The organism is Streptosporangium sp. NPDC049248, assembly GCF_040678965.1.
GTDB classification, from domain to species: Bacteria; Actinomycetota; Actinomycetes; order Streptosporangiales; family Streptosporangiaceae; genus Streptosporangium; species Streptosporangium fukuiense.
Window position 1 is genome coordinate 194194 of record NZ_JBFAQY010000003.1, and the last position, 14337, is coordinate 208530.

General features: G+C 70.1%; 16 protein-coding genes, 1 tRNA gene and 2 pseudogenes. 10 read left to right on the plus strand and 9 right to left on the minus strand.

Annotated features, from left to right (window positions below; translation table 11 throughout):
* The first annotated feature begins 53 nt into the window (after positions 1–53).
* The 5 genes from AB0K21_RS07540 to AB0K21_RS07560 all read left to right on the plus strand — a co-directional run bounded on the left by AB0K21_RS07540 (position 54) and on the right by AB0K21_RS07560 (position 3479).
* Positions 54–920 (plus strand): lytic polysaccharide monooxygenase, encoded by an 867-nt coding sequence (locus AB0K21_RS07540; protein ID WP_343962932.1) that lies wholly within the window; start codon positions 54–56, stop codon positions 918–920.
* Positions 921–1146: 226 nt separating this feature from the next.
* Positions 1147–1833, plus strand: a complete 687-nt coding sequence (locus AB0K21_RS07545) for a DUF305 domain-containing protein (RefSeq protein WP_343962931.1) — start codon at positions 1147–1149, stop codon at positions 1831–1833.
* Positions 1834–1901: 68 nt separating this feature from the next.
* Positions 1902–2738 (plus strand): MetQ/NlpA family ABC transporter substrate-binding protein, encoded by an 837-nt coding sequence (locus AB0K21_RS07550; protein ID WP_343962930.1) that lies wholly within the window; start codon positions 1902–1904, stop codon positions 2736–2738.
* A gap of 161 nt (positions 2739–2899) precedes the next feature.
* Positions 2900–3166 carry a DUF6458 family protein gene (locus AB0K21_RS07555; RefSeq protein ID WP_343962929.1) on the plus strand — a complete coding sequence of 89 codons (267 nt, stop codon included), beginning with the start codon at positions 2900–2902 and terminating at the stop codon, positions 3164–3166.
* An 85-nt stretch (positions 3167–3251) separates the two neighbouring features.
* On the plus strand, positions 3252–3479 hold the full coding sequence (locus AB0K21_RS07560; RefSeq protein WP_030913067.1) for a DUF4235 domain-containing protein: 228 nt from the start codon (positions 3252–3254) through the stop codon (positions 3477–3479).
* Positions 3480–3593: 114 nt separating this feature from the next.
* Here the strand turns inward: AB0K21_RS07560 and AB0K21_RS07565 are convergent, their stop codons facing one another.
* On the minus strand, positions 3594–4802 hold the full coding sequence (locus AB0K21_RS07565; protein ID WP_364148622.1) for a glycosyltransferase: 1209 nt from the start codon (positions 4800–4802) through the stop codon (positions 3594–3596).
* 158 nt (positions 4803–4960) lie between these two features.
* Between AB0K21_RS07565 and AB0K21_RS07570 the strand changes: the two genes are divergently transcribed.
* Complete coding sequence (locus tag AB0K21_RS07570; protein ID WP_343962927.1) at positions 4961–5206, plus strand: BON domain-containing protein; 246 nt, start codon at positions 4961–4963, stop codon at positions 5204–5206.
* Positions 5203–5916, plus strand: coding sequence for a metallophosphoesterase (locus AB0K21_RS07575; protein WP_343962926.1), 714 nt, complete (start codon positions 5203–5205; stop codon positions 5914–5916). The genes AB0K21_RS07570 and AB0K21_RS07575 overlap by 4 nt, the downstream gene beginning before the upstream one ends.
* A gap of 283 nt (positions 5917–6199) precedes the next feature.
* On the opposite strand, the gene AB0K21_RS07580 is transcribed toward AB0K21_RS07575, so the two are convergent.
* Together AB0K21_RS07580 and AB0K21_RS07585 are read right to left on the minus strand one after the other, a co-directional pair.
* A complete protein-coding gene (locus AB0K21_RS07580) occupies positions 6200–6349 on the minus strand; it encodes a GPGG-motif small membrane protein (RefSeq protein WP_165959640.1) in 150 nt (49 codons plus the stop codon).
* Between the two features lie 22 nt (positions 6350–6371).
* Positions 6372–6890, minus strand: a complete 519-nt coding sequence (locus AB0K21_RS07585) for a DUF6328 family protein (protein WP_343962919.1) — start codon at positions 6888–6890, stop codon at positions 6372–6374.
* A 66-nt stretch (positions 6891–6956) separates the two neighbouring features.
* Here AB0K21_RS07585 and AB0K21_RS07590 point away from each other — a divergent pair, with 66 nt between their 5' ends.
* Positions 6957–7553: a hypothetical protein gene (locus AB0K21_RS07590; RefSeq protein WP_343962917.1), complete on the plus strand. Its 597-nt coding sequence runs from the start codon at positions 6957–6959 to the stop codon at positions 7551–7553.
* An 87-nt stretch (positions 7554–7640) separates the two neighbouring features.
* On the opposite strand, the gene AB0K21_RS07595 is transcribed toward AB0K21_RS07590, so the two are convergent.
* A complete protein-coding gene (locus AB0K21_RS07595) occupies positions 7641–8012 on the minus strand; it encodes a PRC-barrel domain containing protein (protein WP_343962915.1) in 372 nt (123 codons plus the stop codon).
* Between the two features lie 231 nt (positions 8013–8243).
* Between AB0K21_RS07595 and AB0K21_RS07600 the strand changes: the two genes are divergently transcribed.
* Together AB0K21_RS07600 and AB0K21_RS07605 are read left to right on the plus strand one after the other, a co-directional pair.
* A tRNA-Lys gene (locus tag AB0K21_RS07600) sits at positions 8244–8317 on the plus strand.
* A 231-nt stretch (positions 8318–8548) separates the two neighbouring features.
* Entirely contained in the window at positions 8549–9442 is an 894-nt protein-coding gene (locus tag AB0K21_RS07605) for a DMT family transporter (RefSeq protein ID WP_343962913.1), read from the plus strand.
* A 393-nt stretch (positions 9443–9835) separates the two neighbouring features.
* On the opposite strand, the gene AB0K21_RS07610 is transcribed toward AB0K21_RS07605, so the two are convergent.
* From AB0K21_RS07610 to AB0K21_RS07630, 5 genes and pseudogenes are all read right to left on the minus strand, one after another.
* On the minus strand, positions 9836–10108 hold the full coding sequence (locus AB0K21_RS07610) for a hypothetical protein (RefSeq protein ID WP_364148626.1): 273 nt from the start codon (positions 10106–10108) through the stop codon (positions 9836–9838).
* Positions 10045–11347, minus strand: a pseudogene (locus AB0K21_RS07615) (4Fe-4S dicluster domain-containing protein). The gene AB0K21_RS07610 and the pseudogene AB0K21_RS07615 overlap by 64 nt, the downstream one beginning before the upstream one ends.
* A 3-nt stretch (positions 11348–11350) precedes the next feature.
* Positions 11351–13101 (minus strand): annotated as a pseudogene (locus AB0K21_RS07620) (molybdopterin-dependent oxidoreductase); the annotation flags it as partial.
* Positions 13098–13400, minus strand: a complete 303-nt coding sequence (locus AB0K21_RS07625; RefSeq protein ID WP_343962909.1) for a hypothetical protein — start codon at positions 13398–13400, stop codon at positions 13098–13100. The pseudogene AB0K21_RS07620 and the gene AB0K21_RS07625, both read right to left, overlap by 4 nt.
* A 343-nt stretch (positions 13401–13743) precedes the next feature.
* Positions 13744–14100, minus strand: coding sequence for a hypothetical protein (locus AB0K21_RS07630; RefSeq protein WP_343962907.1), 357 nt, complete (start codon positions 14098–14100; stop codon positions 13744–13746).
* Positions 14101–14337: the final 237 nt, after the last annotated feature.

The window sequence follows — 14337 nt, forward strand, 5'->3', positions numbered from 1 at the left end:
GTCGGCTCGTTGGACATGTCCTGCCTCCATTCCCCGACCCAGGAGGAGTCCACGTGCATCTGCGACACAAGGTGGCCACCGGTGCCGCCGCGGCGCTCAGCGTAGGGTCCCTGCTCGCGCTGCTGCCGTCCACCGCGGCGGTCGCCCACGGTTCCATGTCGAACCCGCCCAGCCGGGCCTACGTCTGCAAGACGGAGGGTCCGGAGACCCCCAAGTCCGACGCCTGTAAGGCGGCCGTCGCGGCCGGAGGCACCCAGGCCTTCTACGACTGGCACGAGGTGTCCCGGCTCGAAGCCGGCGGCAACCACCGCCAGATCATTCCCGACGGCCAGCTCTGCGGCGCCGGGCGCGACAAGTACCGGGGACTCAACCTCACCAGGGCCGACTGGCCCGCCACCCAGGTCTCCCCGGGGCCGCTGACGGTCACCTACCACGCGACCGCGCCGCACGCGAACAGCAACTTCGAGTTCTACATCACCAAGCAGAGCTGGAACCCGACCCAGCCGCTGAAGTGGTCGGACCTGGAGCACATCAGGACCTTCAACAACCAGAACCCCAGCACGTTCACCAACTGGACGATCAACCTCCCGCAGCGGAGCGGCCGCCAGCTCATCTTCTCGATCTGGCAGCGCGTCGTGGGCAGCACCGAGGCCTTCTACACCTGCTCGGACGTGAACTTCGGCGGGGGAGGCGATCCCAGTCCCACACCGACCCCGACGGTGACCCCCACGTCGACCCCGACGCCGACCCCGACCGTCACCCCGACGAGCCAGCCGGGCGGCACCTGGCAGGCGGGCACCGCCTATGCGGCGGGCGCCACGGTGACCTACGGGGGCGTGACCTACCGGTGCCTGCAGGCGCACACCGCGCTGGCGGGCTGGGAGCCGCCGAACGTGCCGGCTCTCTGGCAGCGCGTCTGACCCGTTGACGTCCGGCCGGGACGAGCCACCGTCCCGGCCGGGCGTTCCCCCCGAGGTCCCGCACCGGTTCCGCCTGCCCGACGGCGAGGGCGCCGCGCGGCACGCGCACGGCGGACCGGTCCTCGCCGCCGCACAGCACACCGAGCACCACGCCGAAACACGCGGCACCGTGCCGCGCTTCCTCCCCCGGGGTCAGAGTCCGGGGTCTCCACCCTGGAGGTATTCGATGAGACGTGCGGTCCCGGCGGTCGTCCTGGGCGTCCTGCTGCTCGCGGGCTGCGGTGCCCACAGCATCCAGGAGCTTCGGGGCGGCGCGTCCGGTCACGCGGGGCACGGCGCCGCCGCCCGGAGTGCCGGCCAGGATTCCGGCCACGACGCGCACGACGGACACGGTGCGGGTCAGGGGGTGCCCAGCCCGTCGCCCGCCCCGCCGACGGGGACCGCCGAGGGGGTCGCCTTCAACGCCCCCGACGTGATGTTCCTGCAGATGATGGTGCCGCACAACGCGCAGGTGGTGCGGCTGGTGCGGCTGGCGCGGGAGCGGCAGGTCCGCCCCGAGGTCTCCGAGCTCGCCGAGGCGATCGGCGTGACCCAGGAGCGCGAGTCCAGCACCATGTCCGGCCTGCTGGCCGCCTGGGGGCAGCCCGCGACGGCGCCGGACGACGAGCACGCCGCGCACGGCGGGATGCCCGGGGTGAGTGACGAGGAGGTGGCGGCGCTCACCGCGGCGCCCCCGGCCGAGTTCGAGAGAAGGTTCCTCGACATGCTCATCGCCCAGCAGGACGACGCCTCCCAGATGGCCAAGGTGGAGGTCGCGACCGGGCTGCACGCCAAGGTCACCGAGATGGCAAAACGCGTCGATATCTCGCGTACAGCGCAGATCGCGCAGATGCTGGCTTTGCGTGACAAGTAAGGATTTGTCCCTTTCCCCGCTTCTGTGAGATATTTCCTACCAGCTGTAAGGGGAATTAGGGGAGAATCATGCGCAAGATATTCGGGATCGTGGCCGGACTGATCCTGGCCGGGACCCTGGCCGGATGCGGGGGGACGTCCACCGACACGGCCCAACCGGCCGACGGAACGCCGAAGGCCGACGCCCCGCTCAAGGTCGGGGTCAACCCCGTACCCCACGGCGAGGTGCTCAAGTACGTCAAGGACAACCTCGCCGCCGGCGCCGGGCTGAACCTGGAGATCGTCGAGTTCACCGACTACGTCCAGCCCAACACCCAGCTCGACGAGGGCAACCTGGACGCGAACTACTTCCAGCACATCCCGTACCTGGAGGAGTTCTCCAAGGGCAAGAACATCCAGCTCAGCTGGGTCGCCCCGGTCCACATCGAGCCGCTCGGCCTGTACTCCAAGAAGATCAAGAACGTCTCCGAGCTCGCCGAGGGCGCCCAGGTGGCCGTGCCCAACGACGCGAGCAACCTCGGCCGCTCGCTCAAGCTGCTGGCCGACAACGGCCTGATCACCCTCGCCGAGGGCGTCGGCGTCAAGGCCACCGAGCGCGACGTCGCCGACAACCCCAAGAAGCTGGAGTTCAAGCCCCTTGAGGCCGCCCAGCTGCCCCGCTCCCTGGAGGACGTGGACGCCGCGATCGTCAACGGCAACTACGCCCTGGAGGCCGGGCTGCAGCCCGCGACCGACTCCCTGCTCCTGGAGAAGGGCGAGGGCAACCCGTACGCCAACGGCCTGGTCACCGTCCCCGCCAAGGTGGACGACCCCCGGATCAAGAAGCTCGCCGAGATCCTGGCCGGCGCCGAGGTCAAGAAGTTCATCGAGGACAGGTACAAGGGCGCGGTCCTGCCCGCCCAGTGACCGGCTCCGCGCCGGCGACCCACGGGCCTGACGACTTTTCCGAGGTCGTCAGGCCCGTGACGTCCGTGGGAACGCCGTGGTCGGCAGCTGTCTCCGCCGGGTGACGTTTGGGAGCCGTGTGGGGGATAGATGTGATGCGTTGGCTCGAAGGAGGAGATCCCATGACCATCGCAGGCGGCATCATTCTCATCATGCTCGGCGCCATTCTCACCTGGGCGGTCGAATTCGACATCGCCGGATTCGACATCAACATCGTCGGTGTCATCCTGATGATCGGCGGTCTCGCATGGCTCCTGTTCGCCGTGTACCGGCTCAGCATCGCCCGCCGGGCGGTGGCGGACTCGACGGCCACCACCGTGGTCGAGGACCCGGTCACCCACCGTCGCGTCTACGAGGAGCGGCACTACAACGACCCCCCGGTCGTGTGAGTTAGGTACCGGTCCGGAAGGGTAGGCGTGCCTTCCGGTCAATCGAACGGAGGGCGAGACGTTGAGCAGGGTCGTATCCCGCAGTATGAGCGCCGCGAGTGGAATGCTCGGTGGCGCGATCGCCGGAGCCGTCTTCAAGCAGGTCTGGAAGTTCGCGTCGGGCAAGGACGACGCGCCCCAGGCGACATCGGATGAGTACGGCTGGCGAGAGGTTCTCGTGGCGGCTGCCATCCAGGGAGCGATCTTCGGTGTGGTCAAGGCCGCGATCGACCGTTCCGCGGCGCGCAGTATCCACAGAGCCACCGGCAAGTGATCGACTGCCGGGCCCTTCGGGGCCCGGCGCCCGATCTCCGGCCGAAGGCCCCCGGTCCCGACGGGACCGGGGGCCTTTCTGGTTTTCCGTCCTGATTCCGGGACCGGGGAGCCGTCAGGCGACGCCCGGGTACGAGCGGGCGCCGCCCTTCCGCCATGCCGGGGCGTGGGAGGAGAGCACCCCCGCGTACACGGCGGCGGTCTGGGCGGCGATCTTGTTCCAGTCGTAGTCGGTGCGTGCCCGTACGGCGGCGGCGGCGCCGTACGCCGCCAGCAGGCCCGGCGCGGCGAGCAGCCGGCGCAGCGCGTCCCCCAGCGTGCGCGGCTCGCGAGGCGGGACCAGCAGGCCGGTGACCCCGGGGACGACGGTGTCCAGGTGCCCGCCCACCGCGGACGCCACCACCGGCACCCCGCAGGCCATGGCCTCCACCGGCACGATGCCGAACGGCTCGTACCAGGGCATGCTGACCACGGCGTGCACCGAGCGCATCAGGACCGGGACGCGCTCGCGGGCCACCTTGCCGAGGAACCTGACGCGGTCCGCCACGCCGTGCCTGACGGCCGCCCGCGAGAGCCGGCCCACCTCGGGGTCGTCCGGGTGGCCGCCGGCGACGAGCAGCCTGGCGCCGGGGACGTGGGCGAGGGCCTGGACCGTGGTGTCCACGCCCTTGCGGGGCACGGGACGGCCGATGGCGAGCAGGACGGGGCCCGGACCGAGATCGGCGCGCGGGCCCACCGGGGTGAAGGAGCGCACGTCGACGCCGCAGGGCACGACGCTCGTACGGCGGTGCGGTACGCCCATCCGGCGCAGTTCCGCCACCTCGTCGGCGCAGGTCGCGACGACCGCGTCCGCCTGGTGGGCGATCATCGCCTCGATCCCGAGACGCTCGCGCGGGCTGGTGTCCGCCGAGCCCTGGTGGCGGAGCTTGACCGTACCGAGGGCGTGGAAGGTGTGTGCGACGGGGACGTCGACCTCCCTCGCGGCGACCAGGGCCGCCAGGCCGCTCATCCAGAAGTGGCTGTGCACCATGTCGGGCGGTGCGGCGTTCCAGCGCCTGGCCAGCCACAGGCCGAAGTCCGGCATCCAGGGGAGCAGGTCGTCCTTGGACAGGGTCATGGCCGGGCCGGCCGGGACATGGACCACCGTGACCCCGGGGGCCAGGGCGACACTCTCCTGCTGGAAGGCGCACTCCCTGCGGGTGTAGACCGTCACCTCGTGCCCGCGCGTGGCGAGCGCGATGGAGAGGGCGGCGACGTGGACGTTCTGGCCTCCGGCGTCGGCTCCGCCGACGGTCGCGAGGGGGCTGGCATGCTCTGAAACCATGGCGATCTTCATAGGCACGTCTCCACCGGGTCATGCGGGGCAGGCGTGCCCGCGTCCTGGGCACAGCCGTCTCCTCTGCCCTCAGCGAGTGCTTTAAACGTGTTTGACCTTTAGCTCCCTGGGAAGGCGAGCTTTTTTGGACGGAAAGGAGTTCGACGATGGAGGCTCCGCAGTACGTCGCCGCGCGTGTGCAGCGCGCGCTCGCCGAGGACGAGAGAACCACGGAACTCGGCGTCCGGGTGGATGTCCGAAGTGATCAGCTCTACCTGCGCGGCCAGGTCACCAGCGCCGACCGCCGCGAACTGATCGCCAAGGTGGCCGGGGAGGCGGCCCCCGGCCTGGCCGTCCACAACGAGATCGATGTCGTGAGCGTGGTGGAGCCGGTGAGGGAGGAGCAACTGTGAGCGCGCTGCGGATCGCGGCGGTCGGGGACGTGCACCTGGACGAGAGTCTCAAGGGGAATTACCGCAGGCGGCTCGACGGCATCGAGGATCGGGCCGACGTGCTGCTGCTCGCCGGCGACCTGACCCGGCACGGCACCATGGAGGAGGGGGAGGTGGTGGCGGAGGAGTTCCGCGACCTGCCGATCCCGGTGGTGGCCGTGCTCGGCAACCACGACCACCACTCCGACCGGCCCGCCGAGATCGCCGCGCTGTTGCGCGGGGCCGGGATCGAGGTCCTGCACGACGACGCGACAGTGATCGACATCGACGGGGTGCGGCTCGGCGTGGCCGGGGGCAAGGGCTTCGGCGGAGGGTACGCGGGCAAGTGCGCCAGCGACTTCGGCGAGCCGGAGATCAAGGCGTTCGTCGGCCACACCAAGCGGATCGCCGATCGCTGGCGGGTGGCGCTGAAGGAGATGGAGGCCGACTACCGGATCGTGCTGTCCCACTACTCGCCGGTCAAGGACACCCTCGAAGGGGAACCGCTGGAGATCTACCCCTTCCTCGGCAGCTACCTGCTGGCCGAGGCGGTCGACGCCGAGGGGGCCGACCTGATCATCCACGGGCACGCGCACGCCGGTACGGAGAAGGGCGTCACCCCGGGCGGCATCCGGGTGCGCAACGTGGCGCTGCCGGTGCTGGGCCGGGCGTACGGGGTGTACCTCCTTTGAAACCCTCCCCGGCCTGAAGGCCGGGGAGTCTCCTGTCGCGTCGCGGTCAAGCGGCGCGCGGGGGTGGACGGGCGCCGCCCCCTCCCCCGCGCCACCGGGCGCACCGCCACGGGGGCCGTCGGCGGTGGGGGAGGGGGGACATGAAGAAGCGGGCCGGGGAGACCCGGCCCGCGAGGCTTCTTGGGAGTTCGGGGCGACTTGCGTTTCTGCGAGCGCGAAACTCGCGTCGAATAATCTAGTGGGTTGACATCGAACAGGTGTTTTCGCGAGCGCGGGGCCCGCGTCAGACATTGAAGATGCTCACACCCCCGGGGCCGACGAGGAAACCGAGGACGATGAGGACGATCCCCCAGAGGAGGTCGCGACGGGCCAGGATCACATAGATCCCGGAGATGACGAGGATAACTGCGATGATCCAAAGTAGAGTAGCCATAACCGGCCTCTGCCCTCACAATTCATGACTTAACATCCTCGTCATCGTCATCCTCTGTTCGGTACAGATCGATTATTGGCTGCACGAACCACAGCCAGGCGCTGGACAGGGCCACGACTCCGCCGAACACCGCCGCGGGCCAGGCGTTGATGACCGTCTCCGCGACCAGCGCGACCGAGCTCGTCATCGCGATCGCGAGCCCGGCGGCCCCCGCTATGCCGAGCCCGTTGGCGCGGTGCAGCATCTTCTCCTTCAGCCCGGTCCGGAACAGCAGGCGGTGCTGGGCGGCGGGGGTGATGAAGCAGACGGACGCGATGGCGGCGCTCAGCAGGGCGATGAAGAACAGCCAGTGCCCCAGGGCGTCCACCTTGTTGAAGCCCGCAGCGAACGGCAGCGTCAGCAGGAAGGCGAAAAGCACCTGCACGCCGGTGACCGCGACACGCAGGCCCTGTAGAAGCTCGCCGAGCTCGCGGTCGACGCGTTCCTTACGGCTTTCTCCGGGATGGGGGGTTTCTTTTTGCGTATGTTCGACCTGAACCATACGCTCCGTTTACCCGAGTCAAAGTCCGGCATGCCTACCGTGGAGGCTATGGGGTACGCGTGAGCCATGGGAAGCCACAGTCATGAGGTCACGGACGCAATCCTGGAAACGCTGAAGCGGGCGAGCAGCGGGCTGAAAGAGGCGGATGTCAGGTTCGCGCTCGCCGGAGGTTGCGCGGCGTACGCGCGCGGAGCCGCACCCTCGCTGCACGACGTCGACTTCGTTCTCCCTGTCGAGGACGTGCCGCTCGCGCTCGAAGCGCTGGCCAAGCTGGGCTTCGAGACGGTCAAGCCGCCGGAGGACTGGCTGGTCAAGGCATTCGACGAGGGCAGGCTGGTGGATCTGATCTTCTCGATCTGCGACCATCCGATCACCCCGGAGTTGCTGAAGCGAGCCGAGCCGATGAAGACCTCGGCGGTGATCCTGCCCGTCCTGGAGGCCACCGACCTGGTCATCTCGTGGCTGCTGCCGTTCTCCGAGCACACCTGCGACTACGGCTCGCTGCTGCCCCAGGTCCGTGCGCTGCGCGAGCAGGTCGACTGGAACCGCGTCGCCGCCGTCGTGCAGGACTCCCCGTACGCCTCCACCTTCCTCACCCTTCTCGGGCGCCTCGACGTCATCCCCGACTCCCTCGACTCCTCGGGCGACCCGACCTGGCCCTGAAACGCCGGCCGGACCTTCCGGGGCGGTATCGGAAACGAGAGGGGCCCCGCCAGATGGCGGGGCCCCTCTCGTTTCCGGCGTTCCGGATCAGACGGTGCCCGGTCCGCTCCCGAACGGGAAGCGGCCGTAGTACTCGCCGACGCGGTCCCGGTAGGCGGGCTCCTTGAAGTTGGCCTCGTCGAACTCGGGCGCGCCCTTGATCTCGTGCTTGGTGCGCGCGACGTAGACCTTCTTCTCCTGCGGGTCGATCTGGGTCACGGTGCTCGCCGGCAGGAGGACCTTCTTGCCGAAGATCCACGGGCCGGTGTCGACGACGAGGTAGCTCTCGCCGACCTCGTACGTCGCCTCGTCGACAGAGCCGATCTTCCCGTCGGTGGCCTCCACGTGGTACCCGGCGACATCGAGCGTCCTGTCCTGGCCGTACACGTCGGCGCGGTAGTTCCAGAGCTCAGGCTGCATGATCGAACATCTCCTTTGACTTGGATTCTCCGGGCTCCGGACCAAGTACCCGAGCGAGGAGCCCTAAACGGGATCCGTCCGGGCCGGCCGGTACGGAACACCGCGCGGCCCCTCTCGAACCGCAGGTGGCCGCGCGATTCCATCCCCCACCCCACTCCGCGAAATAACATGCTCATATGTCGGCTCATGTACGGACTACAGCGCCGGGTCCGGTAGTCTTGTCGAGGTCGGGCGCCGCTAGCTCAGTTGGTTAGAGCAGCTGACTCTTAATCAGCGGGTCCGGGGTTCGAGTCCCTGGCGGCGCACTTTGGTACAGGCCGACGACATGGGCATCCTCGCTTCCGGCGGGGGTGCCCACAGTCGTTTCCGGGCCCGGGCGCGCGGTCACCTCCAGCGGAGTGGTGGATGAGTTGATCTCCGCGTGATCCTGTTTCTGCAGACATCGCCACGTCATCGGACAAGTGGGTAAATACCTCCCTGGGTTCATCCGGCGGATTCGTGGAGGTGGCGATGCGGGACCGGCAGGCGTCAGTCCTGTGATCGTCACCGTGCTGCTGGGGCTGGCGGCCTCGGGCCTGCTCGGACTGGGGTTCGTGGCTCAGCAGCACGCGGCCTACACCGAACCGCTGGGGGAGATGCTGCACCCGCGCCTGCTCCTGGACCTGATCCGCAAACCACTGTGGCTACGCGGCATCGCCGCGATGATCTTCGGCCAGGTCCTCGGCGCGCTGGCCCTGCAGCGTGCCGACGTCGCCCGCGTCGAACCGCTCCTGGCGACCAACCTCATCTTCGCCCTGGCCGTGGCGGCGGTCGCATACCGGGAGCGCCTGGGCCGGTGGGAGTGGCTGGGAGCGGTGCTGGTCAGCGGGGGAGTCGCGATGTTCCTGCTGTCCGGGCAGCCGCAGGGCGGCGGCGTGCCCGGCTCGACCTCGGTGGTGTGGGTGGCCATCCTGGCCACGCTGATCCTGGCGGCCGTGCTGGTGCTGGTGGCGGTACGAGCCGCGCTGCCGGTCAAGGCGATGCTGCTGGCAGCGGCAGCGGGCACGCTGTACGGGATCCAGGACGTGCTGACCCGCGCCTCGCTGGTCACGCTGGAGCGGGCGGGGCAGGGACTCACCGGGCTGCTGACCATCTGGCAGCCGTACACATTGCTCGTGGTCGCGGTGCTGGGCATCCTGCTCAACCAGAGCGCCTTCGACGCCGCGCCGCTGCGCGTCTCCCTGCCGGCCACCACCGCGGCCGAGCCCGTCATCGGGATCGTGCTGGGCGTGGCGATCCTCGGCGAGCGCCTGCGCGTGGACCCACTCGCCCTCGCGGGCGAGGTCGCGGGCCTGATCGCGCTGGTGGCGGGAATCGTCATCCTGGGCCGCTCGCCGTTCCTGGCCAAATCCGAGCGGGGCACCCATCGGCGTCCGGGCAGGGAGCGGTGATGATCACGGTCGTCTTCGCCGTGCGCTGCGCGGCCGGCAACGCGGCGGCGTCGGCATCGGATTCGCCGCCACGTTCACGCTGAACCGCCCCCGGTAGCCGGTTCGGTGCAGGGGCCGGTCACATCCTCTCCTTTGATCTTGCCGATGTTCCGCGCGGGCACGATCCGGGTCAGTGAGGCCGCTGGTGGACGTACAGTTCCCGCCGGTCGGCCGGGCTCAGGGCGCGCTGGTCGGGTACCGGCAACTCGTAGCGGACGGCGGCACGGGCGCCGGCCGCGCGTCATCGAACCCTGTCGTATCGGCTTCGCCGGGGTCCGTGACGAGCGGTCCACCACGCCGTACCGCAGGTGAGGATGACGATGGCTGTCAGCGGCAGGTAGGACTTCAACCGGTTCACGACCCACTCTCCCGGGCGGCCGCCTCCTCCAGGCGGGCGCGTTGCGGTTGGACGGTGTACCGCGGGTCCCGGGACGATTCCAGGCCCGCGTGGAAGATGCCGAAGCGGGTGCACAGGGCTCCGGCCAGCAGGGCCGCTCCGGCGCCGACGGCCGCGGTCCTGTCGCGGCGGGCGAGGGTCTGCGCGGCCACCGCCCCGGTCATGTTCAGGGCCTTGCCCAGGCGCAGCAGGACGCCGCCCCGCCCTGTGCCCAGCGGGCGGGCGACCATGCCGAGCCGACGCTCCATGCGGCGGGCGGCGGCGTACTCGGCCAGTGCGCCCGCCACGGCGAGATGGGGCCGGCCTCGGAGACGGGGGCGGCCAGCATGCCCAGGCCACCGGCCGAGGCAGCGGCGGAGCCCGCGAACAGCCAGGGCAGTTCGCGGTACGCCTCGTGCCACACCGGCACGGCCGTGTCGGCGATGAGCGCGGCGGTGTAGGTCGCGAGGGCGGGGCCGATCAGCCCGGCGGTGGCGGTCGCCGCGCGCCCGGTCCGCGGCAGGCGGCCGGTGACGGCGGTCAGCGCGGCGAGGCCGGCCGGCGGCCCGTACGCGCCGAGAATCCAGGCCCCCACGCTCATCGGCGAGGTGACCTTGAACACCCGAAGCATGTTGAGGAACCGGGCCGGACGGCCGAGGTCGTGGATGAGGGTGTACAGGGAGCCGCCGAGCGCGCAGGCGGCACCGGCCTTGGCCGCCCGCGCCAGGCATCGCCGCCCGGTCAGGTCCGCCGCGGCGGCCAGCGTGGAGGAGGCCCCGGCCAGCCCGCCGAGGAAGAGGTAGCCGGCGATGTCGTGGTCGGTCCACGGGATCGGGCGGCAGGCCGTACACTTCCGGCTCGTCCAGCAGCAGGGAGAACGCGCCCGTCCCGCCGACGCCGTCGCCGGGGTCGTGGCCGTACAGGCGGGCCGAGCCCACGCCGGCCTCGTGCAACCGCGCGAGCCTGCGCTCGGCGCGCGCCCGCAACTCGGACAGCTCGCCGAACTGGATGGAGTCGGTCGGGCAGCTCTTGGCGCAGGCCGGCTCCTGGCCGACGCCGAGCCGGTCATAGCACATGGTGCACTTCCAGGCCAGGCCGTCCCGCTCCCTGCGGGCGATCACGCCGTACGGGCACGCGGGCACGCAGTAGCCGCACCCGTTGCAGATGTCCTCCTGCACGACCACGGTGCCGAACTCGGTGCGGAACAGCGACCCGGTGGGGCAGACGTCCAGGCAGGCGGCGTGGGTGCAGTGCTTGCACACGTCGGAGGACATCAGCCAGCGGAACTCGGCGCCGTCGGCCCCGGCAGTGCGGCCCGGCTGCTCGATGAAGGCGACGTGCCGCCAGGTCGAGGCGCCCAGGCCGCCGGTGTTGTCGTAGGACATGCCGGTGAAGCCGAGCGGGTCGTCGGGGATCGCGTTCCACTCCTTGCAGGCGACCTCGCATGCCTTGCAGCCGATGCAGACACTGGTGTCGGTGAAGAAGCCCATCCGCTCCCACCACACCAGCCGTTTGCTTTCGCTCCACGGGCGGCCCTCGGGATCGGCGGAGGCCCGGTTGTACAGCACGCGCCGGTTGGCGGGCCAGGCCCAGGCCCACTCCGCGGCGATCCAGTCCTGCTCCTCGGCCGGTTTGCGGCGTGCGGCCTGGTTGACGCCGTCGGCGTACACGCCGCAGTAGATCCAGCAGCCGCACGCGGTCGAACCGTCGTCCTTCAGGGCGGTGTACGCGGACAGGGGGCGGCCCTCGGCGTCCCAGCCGTTGATCTCGGCGAGCACGGCTTCGGCGACCGGCTCCGCGACCCGCCCCTCGGTGGGGTAGTCCCAGGTGAGATCCAGGATCGGGGCGTCCATGGGGTCGGTGGAGCCGGCGAGCCTGCGGCGGATGATCCGGCCGAGGTGGTACATGAACCACAGGTCGCTGCGGGCGTCGCCGGACGGCTCGACCGCCTGGTGGTGCCACTGCAGCATCCGGTTGGTGTTGGTGAAGCTGCCGCTCTTCTCGGTGTGGGCGGCGGCGGGGAAGAAGAACACCTCTGTGCCGATGGCCTGTGTGGCCAGTTCCCCGGTCTCGATCTCCGGGCCGTCCTTCCACCAGGTGGCGCTCTCGATCAGGGTGAAGTCGCGCACGACGAGCCAGTCGAGGTTGGCCATCGCCATCCGCTGGAACGCCTGCCCTCGTCGTGCCGCTCGTAGTCCTCGTCCCGGTCGCCGGCGGCGGCCACGACCCGCATGCCCTGGTACTGCCAGGTCTCGAAGTCGTAGTGGCGGGTGTCGGCGTTGAAGCCGGAGAACAGCCCGTCGAGGTCCTCGGTGTCGCGGTACTCCTCGGTGATGAGGGTGGCCGCGTTGGTGTAGTTGAGGACGTACTCGCGGAAGTACAGTTCGTTCTCCAGCACGTGGTGGATGATTCCGCCGAGGAAGGCGACATCGGTGCCGACGCGGATCGGCACGTGCAGGTCGGCCAGGGCGCTGGTGCGCGTGTATCGGGGGTCCACGTGGATCACGACGGCGCCGCGCGCCTTGGCCTCCATCACCCACTGGAAGCCCACCGGATGAGCTTCGGCGAAGTTGGAGCCTTCGATGACGATGCAGTCCGAGTGCTGAAGGTCCTGCATGAAGGTCGTGGCGCCGCCCCGGCCGAAGGAGGAGCCCAGGCCGACCACGGTCGAGCTGTGGCACACCCGGGCCTGGTTCTCGATCTGCACCACCCCGAGCGCGGTCAGCAGCTTCTTGATCAGGTAGTTCTCCTCGTTGTCCAGGGTGGCCCCGCCGAGGGCGGCGATGCCCATGGTCCTGGCGGTGCGCCTGCCGTCGCGTTCCCACTCCCAGGTGGCGCGCCGGGTGGCGATGATCCGGTCGGCGACCATCTCCATCGCCTCGTCGAGCCCGATCTCCTGCCAGTCGCGCCCGTACGGCGGCCGGTACAGCACCCTGTGATGGCGCCCCGGCCCCGTCGTGAGCTGGAGGCTCGCGGCCCCCTTGGGGCACAGCCGCCCCCGGCTGACCGGGGAGTCGGGGTCGCCCTCGATCTGCACCACCTTCTCGCCGCGGACGTAGACGTTCTGGGCGCAGCCGACGGCGCAGTAGGGGCACACGGACTTGACCACGCGATCGGCGGACGCGGTGCGCGCGGTCGACTCCTCGCTGCGCCGCGACTTGACGGCAGCCCCCCTTCCCAGCCGGTCGGGGCCGGTGAGCTGGCGCAACAACGGCCAGGAGCGGAACGGGACGCGCCGGCTCATCGAGCCTGTCCCGCGTTGGCGCGCATCTGCGGGTCGGACCAGGCGCGCCGACGCATCCACTGGTGCACGTTGCCCCGCGCCGACGGATTCACCTCCCGTGGATTGACCAGACGCTGGCTGCGCGAGGGCAGCATCCCGGGACGCTCGCGCTGCTCCCGGGTCACCGTGTCGCCGCCGTCGGCGGGCACGCCGGTCGCGACCAGGTAGGCCCGCCCCGGTGGCATGCCGAGCATCTCGCCGATCTCCACATAGCCCTGTCCGCACGCCAGCAGCCGCAGGATCCGCTGTTTGCCCGGCATCTGTCCCCCTTGGTGACCGTTTGCGGATCGATGCCCTGCCCAGGCTGTGCGCACCGCCAGAAAAGCGTCAAGGAATCGGCTGGGCTCTGCGACCCCGCGGCCTATGCGCGACTCGGAGACCGAAGGGTGGCATGAGCCACCCGCCGCCGATCCACCGCGGTTGTCGAGTCGCATCCTCATGATCATGGGGACTCTGGGAGTAATGGTACGTAGTCGCCTGTGTGGTTTAGGCGGTTCCTGTCGGTGAACAGCATTCGATCGGCCGGGTCGCTGCCGGCGAATCGCGGGTCCAGGTCCTGACCGGCACGGCCAGGACCTGGACCCGCGATCTCCGGGGTGGTGATCAGCCGACGTTGGCGCAGATCGCGTAGACGCTGATGCCGACGTCGTTGTAACCGGGCTGGCGGCCGAGGCCGATCCAGCCGCCGCCGTCATCGGTGGGGAAGGAACCCACCAGGACGGCCTGGTTGCCCTGTGCCTCGGCGCCGCCGCCGACGGCCTTCTTCCCGGCGGGGCAGCGGACCACGCGGCGCTGGAAGTTGGGGACGTTGGCGTTCGGGAGCTTGACGATCTGGTAGCCCGTGAAGTCGGCCGCGGCCTCCGTGTCGGCGGCGGCGGATACGGAGGCGGTTATCGCGGTCAGGCTCGCGATGCCGACGGCGACGCTCAGGGTGACGGTCATGAGCTTCCTGCTTCGCATGATCTCTCCTGGGACGGGGAGTGCCTGAATGGTCACGCACAGTAAATTAGCCGTCACGCTGAGTGTCCAGCCTTGATTTTGTCACCGTTCCGCCAGTTGCGGCCGCCGCGCCGATGGGCAGGCGCGCGCGGGCGGAGGTGCCGGGTCCGGCGGAGAGGGCCGCGCGGGAGCTGGAAGTGGAGGTGGCCGGCGGTCGGCCGATGCTGGATGTCGATCACTGCTGAGAGCGCTCTCAGA